Annotated in this window: 7 protein-coding genes; 2 read left to right on the top strand and 5 right to left on the bottom strand. The window is 70.2% G+C overall.

Translation table 11 applies throughout. The features are described from left to right. Positions 1-717 (top strand): TrkA family potassium uptake protein (locus tag HV824_RS13640; RefSeq protein ID WP_176423463.1); only part of this gene is annotated, 717 nt, incomplete at its 5' end. Here HV824_RS13640 and HV824_RS13635 read toward each other — a convergent pair. Continuing rightward, positions 689-2,011 carry an alpha/beta fold hydrolase gene (locus tag HV824_RS13635; RefSeq protein ID WP_176416847.1) on the bottom strand — a complete coding sequence of 441 codons (1,323 nt, stop codon included), beginning with the start codon at positions 2,009-2,011 and terminating at the stop codon, positions 689-691. The two genes, HV824_RS13640 and HV824_RS13635, sit on opposite strands and share 29 nt — an antisense overlap. Before the next feature lie 249 nt (positions 2,012-2,260). Further along, entirely contained in the window at positions 2,261-2,629 is a 369-nt protein-coding gene (locus HV824_RS13630; protein ID WP_176416848.1) for a nuclear transport factor 2 family protein, read from the bottom strand. 165 nt (positions 2,630-2,794) lie between these two features. Between HV824_RS13630 and HV824_RS13625 the strand changes: the two genes are divergently transcribed. Continuing rightward, positions 2,795-3,655 carry a methylated-DNA--[protein]-cysteine S-methyltransferase gene (locus HV824_RS13625; RefSeq protein ID WP_176423462.1) on the top strand — a complete coding sequence of 287 codons (861 nt, stop codon included), beginning with the start codon at positions 2,795-2,797 and terminating at the stop codon, positions 3,653-3,655. Here the strand turns inward: HV824_RS13625 and HV824_RS13620 are convergent. The 3 genes from HV824_RS13620 to HV824_RS13610 are packed head-to-tail and all read right to left on the bottom strand — an operon-like array spanning position 3,642 to position 6,250. Next, a complete protein-coding gene (locus tag HV824_RS13620) occupies positions 3,642-4,334 on the bottom strand; it encodes a histidine phosphatase family protein (RefSeq protein ID WP_176423461.1) in 693 nt (230 codons plus the stop codon). The two genes, HV824_RS13625 and HV824_RS13620, sit on opposite strands and share 14 nt — an antisense overlap. Beyond that, complete coding sequence (locus tag HV824_RS13615) at positions 4,334-5,407, bottom strand: phosphotransferase family protein (protein WP_176423460.1); 1,074 nt, start codon at positions 5,405-5,407, stop codon at positions 4,334-4,336. Before HV824_RS13615 ends, HV824_RS13620 begins: the two co-directional genes overlap by 1 nt. Before the next feature lie 18 nt (positions 5,408-5,425). Beyond that, positions 5,426-6,250 (bottom strand): SDR family oxidoreductase, encoded by an 825-nt coding sequence (locus tag HV824_RS13610; RefSeq protein ID WP_176416852.1) that lies wholly within the window; start codon positions 6,248-6,250, stop codon positions 5,426-5,428. Positions 6,251-6,254: the final 4 nt, after the last annotated feature.

Raw genomic sequence — 6,254 nt, 5'->3', positions numbered from 1 at the left:
GTGGTGTGTGGGGCGGGGCGGGTGGGCTACCGCGTGGTGACGCAGCTGCGGGAGATGGGCAAGGACGTGGTGGTGGTGGAGAAGCGCGAGGACGCGGCCTTCGTGTCCGCGCTGCGCGACGAGCGGGTGCCGTTGCTCATCGACGACACGCGCAGCCCGCTGTGCCTGCCTCGCACCAACGTGAAGGACGCGTCCGCCATCGTCTGCGCCACGGATGATGACCTGGCCAACCTCAACATCGCCCTGGACGCGCGCAAGCTGAACCCGAACATCCGCGTGGTCATCCGCCTGTTCGATGACGACCTGAGCGGCAAGGTGCGGGAGACGTTCAAGGCGGAGGCGCTCTCCAGCTCGTCGCTGGCGGCCCCGGCCATGGCGCTGGCGGCCATGGACCCGCGCATCGTCCACTCGTTCCACCTGGCGAAGCACCTGATGGTCGTCTCGCTGTTCGAGGCGCGCCTGGGCCTGCCGGGCCTCACCATCTCCGAGGTGCGGGACAGGTTCGGCTGCCTGGCGCTGTCGCTGCAACGCAATGGCGAGGAGCGGCTCCACCCGCAGGGGGATGAGGTCATCCGGCCTGGAGACGTGCTGTCGCTCCAGGCGTCCTATCCGGAGTACCGGCGGCTGCGCGCCTTCACCCACGAGGCCGAGCCGCCCCTGTGGTCCCATCACGAAGCGGTGGCCGTGGTCACGCCTTCGTCCCGCAAGGTGGGCTGAGGGCGGGGCGCGCCTCCGGCCAGCGCGTGAAGGCGTGCTTCGGGCCCCTGGCGGTGGGCAGGGCGAGCGCCCGCGCGAGCAGGACGGCCATGGCGTCCCACTCCAACAGGAAGCCGTCGTGCCCATGCTGACTGGACAGCGTGGCGTGCTCGGCGTGGAGGCCGTGCTCGCGCAGCCGCCGGGCCAGCGCCGCCATGTGGCTGGGGAAGAAGAGCTGGTCGGTGTCGATGCCCACGCACAGCGCGCTCGCGCGGATGCGGGCCAGGCCGCCTCCCGGGAAGCGTGACACGTCGTGGTGGTCCATGGCGCCCAGCTGCGCCAGGTACGCGCGCGCATCGAAGCGGCTCTCCAGCTTCTGGCCCTGGTACTCCAGGTAGCTGTGCATCGGGTGCAGCGCGCGTGAGGACCACGCCGAGGGGCGGCCCTGGAGCGCGTCCAGGCCGGGCTCCGCGCGGTAGGTGAGCATCGCGAGCTGACGGGCCAGCTCCAGGCCCCGGCGAGGGGACTCGGGGAAGCCCGGGTCCATCAGCAGGGCCTGCCGCGCCACGTGGTTGAGGCCCACCACCCACGCGGAGGCGGACTCCGTGGTGGCGATGGGCGCCATGCGGGCGAAGCGCTCCGGCGCCAGCGCCGCGAGGCAGAGCACCACCATGCCGCCCAGGGAGCCGCCGGTGACGAGCGCCACTTCGTCCAGGCCCAGCGCGTCCATGGCCAGCAGGATGCTCCGGGCCTGGTCCCACGGCGTGACGGTGGCGGGCAGGCGGTGCTCGTCCAGGCGCAGGTCGCCCTTGGGCAGCGGCAGCGGTGGACCGAAGCGCGCGTCGTCCGTCCGCGGCGGGAAGCCCTCGTCGGCGGGGCCCGTGGTGCCGTAGCAGGAGCCCAGGTTGTTGAAGCACAGGAGCCGCACGCGGGACGGGTCCAGCGCGCGTCCTGGGCCGATGAGCGGCTCCCACCAGCCGCCCTGGCCGCCCGCGCGCATGTCACCGGTGAGCGCGTGGACCAGCAGCACCGTGGGGACGGACGTGGGGGCTCGGGCTGGGCCCCGGTGGCGCGCTTCGGCCGCGAGCGCCTGCTGTTCGGCCACGGCGCGGCGGACGATGCGCAGCGCGCTCGCCTGCGCTTCGTCCTCGGAGAGGACGCGCGCGCGCGACTCGAGCCAGGGGACGTCCTCCTCGGGGCCCCACCACCAACCGCGGACGAGGTGGTTCGTGATTCGGGCGCCCGCCTCCAGCGTCAAGTCGGGCAGGGAGACGTCGAAGAGGCGCGGCGCGGACGTGAGGTGAGCTGTGGGCACGGGAACTCTCCGGAGGTGATGCGGAAGGAGGCCCTCCAGGGCGCGGAGGGCTGGGAGAGGTCGGCGCGTGTCCAGAAACGACGAAGCCCACCAACCCTCGCGGGTGGATGGGCTCGGTGGCTCACCAGGGGCGGACGGACGTCAGCCGAACCTGGAGGGCGAGAGCCCACCCGGCATCGACATTCGACACATGGCGCTTGGCGACGTCATTGGCCGTAACGGATAAGCGCTCGTCTGTCGGGAGTCAAGTCAGCCCACCGCCGTGCACTGGGCCGCGACGACCTGGGGCGCGTCGTCCACGACTTGCCACACGCGCGTGTAGCGGAAGTTCCCTTCGAAGGGGGCGCCCTGGAACTCACCGGATAGCGCGGCATGGACGACGACCACGGCGCCCGCGGAGAGGTAGCGGAAGTGTGCGTCGGTGAAGTCCACCCGCGTGAGGCGCAGGGCTCCCGAGCGATGCGCTTCCAGGTCGGCTTCCTTGTCGAGGACATGGCCGGCGTGATTGACGAAGAGGAGGTCGTCGGAGAGGAGGGCGTCGAGCGCGGCGACATCGCTCGCGAGCATGGCCCGTCTCAGCGCCTCCTCCGCGGCCAGGAAGTCTTCCTCTGGAAGCATGGCGCTCCTTTCTGCGGCGGTGTGCGGGGTGGAGCTATCGGTTGTTGCACAATGACACCTCATGTCAACGCGCGCCCGGCGCGCGAGGACAGCGCAAGAACCGGATTGCTCCAGGATGTGTTGGCGGACATACGTTTTCGCGAAGCGCACCCCAGGAGCATCGGCATGGCATCCAGCGACTACGCCCGCATCGAACAGGCCATCCTCTATCTCGACGCACATGCCCGCGAGCAGCCGTCCCTGGACGACGTGGCAGCGCACGTGGGGCTGAGCACGTTCCACTTCCAGCGGCTCTTCTCGCGCTGGGCGGGCATCAGCCCCAAGCGCTTCATCCAGGTGCATACGCTGAGCTCGGCCCGGCGCCTGCTCGACGAGCGTCGCAGCGTGCTGGAGACGTCGCTGGAGGTGGGCTTGTCGGGCACCGGCAGGCTGCATGAGCTCTTCGTGACGCTGACGTCGATGACGCCGGGGGAGTACAAGCTGGGCGGCGAAGGGCTCACCGTGCGCCATGGCGTCCACCTGTCACCCTTCGGCGCGTGTCTGCTCGCCGTCTGTGAGCGTGGCATCTGTGGCCTGCACTTCCTCACGGGGGAATCAGAGGAAGAGGCGCTCGCCTCGCTGCGCGAGCAGTGGCCGCGCGCCACGTTCGTTGCGTCCGCCGAGGACACGGCGCCGTGGCTGGAGCGCATCTTCCAGGCGGAGCGCGGTGGTTCGGAGGCGAGCCCCTTGTCGGTGCTGGTGCGGGGCACGCCCTTCCAGGTGCAGGTGTGGCAGGCGCTGCTGCGTGTGCCGTCGGGCGAGGTGACGACGTATGAGGACCTCGCGCGCGCCATCGGCAAGCCCAGGGCGATGCGCGCGGTGGGCTCGGCGGTGGGAGAGAATCCCGTGGGGCTCTTGATTCCCTGCCACCGCGTGCTGCGCAAGACAGGTGCCTTCGGGGAGTACCGCTGGGGCGCCTCACGCAAGCGGGCGATGCTGGCGTGGGAGGACTTCCGCTACGACGGCGCGCCGCTCAGCGGTAGGTGAGCAGCGCGCGCTGGGCGCCCTCGAAGTGGCTGTGCTCGTTGAGCGTGGACAGGTAACGGCCGCGCTCGCTGTAGATGACCTTGGTGAGGCCGCAGTTCGCCAGCGTCAGGTTGAGGCGGAAGGCGTGCGCGTCGGGGATGCGGAGCAGTTCCTGGCAGATGGCGGTGATGGTGCCCCCGGAGGTGAAGACGAGCGCGTTCTTCGATGCGCCCAGCTCCTGGATGAGGGCGTCCATCGCGCGGCGGCACCGCTCGCCGAAGGCGGACCAGGGCTCGGTGTACTCCGCGTCATGCTGGCCGGCCACCCAGCGGGCCACCGCGTCGGTGAAGAGCGCCTGGTAGGCTCGCCGGGGCGACTCCGTCTGGGACAGCTCCGCTCGCAGCACGTCCGGGTCCGCGTAGCGTGGCGTGTACCGGGCGACGACTTCCTCGTGGTCGAACTCGTTGAAGCCCGCCGTCTGCGTGGCCACGGCGCCACAGCCGAGCGCGGCGAGACACGCCTCCGCCGTCTGCTGGTGCCGCGCCATGGTGCCGGTGACGACGGCGTCCACGCGGGGCAGCCGCTCGCGCAGGGACTCACCGAGAACCCGGGCCTGGACGAGCCCCGTCTCCGAGAGCTGGTCGTAGTTCGCCGCGCCGAACGAGGCCTGGCCGTGCCGGACCAGATACACCACGCCCATCAGCGCGCCCCCTTCCGGATGAGCCGGTGGCAGCGCCAGCCGAGGTAGTTGACCAGCACCCAGAAGTTCTTGAACGCGGGGTTGCGCGTCTGCTGGTGGTGGTAGCGGTAGTAGATTTGCTGGGCGATGACGGCGAGCCGGAAGAGACCGAACACCTCGTAGAAGGTCCAGTTGGCGGGCTTCAGCTTCGTCTGGTCCAGGTAGTACTCCACGACCTCTTCGCGCCGGAGCATGCCGGGCAGGTGCGTGGGCTGGCGCCGCGTGGAGCGCAGCAGGAAGTCGTCGTCTGCATGGACCCAGTAGGCCAGCGCGCTGCCCAGGTCCATCAGCGGGTCACCCAGGGTGGCCATCTCCCAGTCGAGCACGCCGATGATGCGCGTGGGCTCCTCCGGGGCGAGCACCACGTTGTCGAAGCGCCAGTCGTTGTGGATGACGCAGGTGGCGATGTCCGCGGGCGTGTTCGCCTTGAGCCAGTCCCGCACGTAGCGGAAGCGGGCGACGTTCCACGTCAGTGCCTTCTCGTAGCGCGCCGACCAGCCCTCCACCTGCCGCGTGGGATAGCCCGGCCCCTTGCCCAGTGACGTCAGGCCCACCGCCGCCGGGTCCACGGCGTGCAACTCCACGAGATTGGAGATGACGTTGAGGCAGAGCGTCCGCGTCTGCTTCGCGTCCAGCGCCAGTCCTCGGGGCAGGTGCTTGCGTGGGATGAGCCCCTCGATGCGCTCCATGACGTAGAAGTCGGAGCCCAGCACGGCCGGGTCCTGGCACAAGCCCACCATGGTGGGGACCACGGGATAGGCCGGCTTGAGCGCGTCCTGCACCGTGTACTCACGGGCCATGTCGTGCGCCGACTTCGCCTTCGTCCCCGCGGGAGGGCGGCGCAGGATGAGGTCCCGGTTGGCGTACTTCAGCCGGTACGTCCAGTTGGAGGCGCCGCCCGCGTACTGCGTGACGTCCGGCGTGCCCTCCAGCGTGGGGACCTGGGCCTTGAGCCAGGCGTCCACGGCGGGGAGGTCCAGCTCCTCGCCGGGGCGCACGTCACCTGCGGGGTCGATGGTCGCGGTCGGTGGCATCGGTGGGCTCCTTCTGGCTCAGCTCGGCTTCGGCCGCGAGCCGGGGCGCATGCCTCGCGTGTTCCGGCGCAGCATCCACGAATAGAGCTCACGCGGCAGCAGACGCTTCATCCGCCAGGCCCTGCGGCCATCCGCGTGGGGCAGGACGTAGAAGCCGCGCTCGGCCACCGCGTCGAACACGTCGTTGGCGATGTCATCCGCGGTGATGGCGGAGCGCTCCAGCAGCCGCGCCATGGTGGCCCCCAGTCGCGGGTCCGTGGTGCGCAGCGAGTCACCCAGGTTCGTCTTGAAGAAGGACGGGCACACGACGCTGACGCCGATGCCGTACTCCGCCAGCTCGTTGTGCAGCGTCTCCGACAGCGACACGACGGCGGCCTTGGTCGCGTTGTAGCTGCTCATCAGCGGCACATCGAGCAGCCCCGCCATGGACGCCACGTTGACGATGTGGCCGTGGCCCTGCTTCTTGAAGGCGGGGGTGAACACCTTGCACCCCCGCACGACGCCCAGCAGGTTGATGTCGATGATCCACTGCCAGTCGTCCATCGACACGTCCTCGATGGCGCCCGCCTGCGCGACTCCGGCGTTGTTGATGACCACGTCCACGCCGCCCCACTGGGCCGTGAGCCAGTCCAGGGCCTCGCGCAGGTCCTCTTCGCGCCGCACGTCACAGCGCAGGTGATGGGCCTGGGGCGCCAGGGCGGAGAGCTCCTTCAAGGCCTCCTCGCCTCGGGCGTCGTTGACGTCGCCGATGCAGACCTTCCAGCCAGCGCGAGCAAAGCGCAGGGCGATGGCCTTGCCAAGTCCGCTGGCACCACCGGTGATGAAGATGCGTTGAGTCGCCATGGCC

It is taken from the genome of Myxococcus sp. AM009 (genome assembly GCF_013372605.1).
In the GTDB taxonomy this organism is placed as follows: domain Bacteria; phylum Myxococcota; class Myxococcia; order Myxococcales; family Myxococcaceae; genus Myxococcus; species Myxococcus vastator.
Note: the sequence above shows the minus strand (reverse complement) of the source record. Positions and strands in the feature narration are given on the sequence as shown.

Excerpts from the sequence above, each read along its gene's own strand:
- HV824_RS13615 (WP_176423460.1), bottom strand. The coding sequence starts at position 5,407 with ATGCCACCGACCGCGACCATCGACCCCGCAGGTGACGTGCGCCCCGGC.
- HV824_RS13625 (WP_176423462.1), top strand. The coding sequence starts at position 2,795 with ATGGCATCCAGCGACTACGCCCGCATCGAACAGGCCATCCTCTATCTC.
- HV824_RS13610 (WP_176416852.1), bottom strand. The coding sequence starts at position 6,250 with ATGGCGACTCAACGCATCTTCATCACCGGTGGTGCCAGCGGACTTGGC.
- HV824_RS13630 (WP_176416848.1), bottom strand. The coding sequence starts at position 2,629 with ATGCTTCCAGAGGAAGACTTCCTGGCCGCGGAGGAGGCGCTGAGACGG.
- HV824_RS13620 (WP_176423461.1), bottom strand. The coding sequence starts at position 4,334 with ATGGGCGTGGTGTATCTGGTCCGGCACGGCCAGGCCTCGTTCGGCGCG.